The sequence below is a fragment of the Streptomyces sp. NPDC001027 genome (genome assembly GCF_040299045.1).
In the GTDB taxonomy this organism is placed as follows: Bacteria; Actinomycetota; Actinomycetes; order Streptomycetales; family Streptomycetaceae; genus Streptomyces.
Window position 1 is genome coordinate 1 of the sequence record NZ_JBEPBI010000608.1, and the last position, 1,120, is coordinate 1,120.

Consider the following 1,120-nt stretch of genomic DNA (forward strand, 5'->3'; position numbering starts at 1 on the left):
GTTCGCACAGATCCTCGGCGTCGAAAGCGTCGGCGTCGACGACGACTTCTTCGCCCTCGGCGGCCACTCCCTGCTCGCCGTCCGGCTGGCCAGCCGGATCCGCGCGGTGCTCGGCGTGAACCTGGACATCCGGGTCCTGTTCGACGCCCCGACCGCCGCGGCCCTGGCCGCCCGGATCGCCGACGAGGACGGCAACGACCGGCCGGCCCTAATGCCGATGGAGCGCCCCGACCGGGTGCCGCTGTCCTACGCGCAGCGCCGGATGTGGTTCATCGGCCAGCTCCAGGACGCCGGTGCCGCCTACAACGTCCCGATGGCGCTGAAGCTGCCGGAGCAGATCGACCGCCAGACCCTCGGCGCGGCCCTGCGGGATGTACTCGGCCGGCATGAGGTGCTGCGCACCGTGCTGCCGACGGAGAATGGCGAGCCCCACCAGCGGATCGTCCCGCTCGAGGAGTTGGAGTGGGAGTTGTCGGTGGTGGAGGTGGTGCCAAAGGAGCTGGAGGGCGCCGTGGCCGAGGTCGCGGGCCATGTGTTCGATCTGGCGGTGGAGGTGCCGATCCGGGCGTGGTTGTTGGAGGCGGGGCCGCGGGAGCGGGTGCTGGTGGTCGTGGTGCACCACATCGCGGGTGACGGCTGGTCGTGGGCGCCGCTGGCGCGGGATCTGTCGGTGGCGTACGCGGCGAGGTCGGCGGGTGCAGTTCCTGAGTGGGAGCCGTTGCCGGTGCAGTACGCGGACTATGCGTTGTGGCAGCGTGAGCTGTTGGGTGAGGCCGACGATCCGGAGAGTCTGCTGTCGCGTCAGATGGAGTACTGGCGCGCTGAGTTGGCGGGTGTGCCGGAGGAGTTGGCGCTGCCGGTTGATCGTGTGCGTCCGGCGGTGGCGTCGAACCGTGGTCATGAGGTGCGGGTGGAGGTTCCGGCGGTGTTGCACGCGGAGCTGGCGCGGGTGGCGCGGGCCGAGGGTGTGACGATGTTCATGGTGTTGCAGTCGGCGCTGGCGGTGTTGCTGTCGCGGCTGGGTGCGGGCGTGGATGTGCCGATCGGTGCGGCGAACGCGGGTCGTACGGATGCGGCGTTGGAGGATCTGGTCGGGTTCTTCGTGAACACGTTGGTGGTC

General features: G+C 70.1%; 1 protein-coding gene. It reads left to right on the forward strand.

Annotation, left to right across the window (positions count from 1 at the left end; translation table 11 throughout):
• Positions 1-1,120, forward strand: a 1,120-nt coding sequence (locus ABT300_RS44285) for a condensation domain-containing protein (RefSeq protein WP_351688892.1), incomplete at both ends; no start/stop codon positions are given.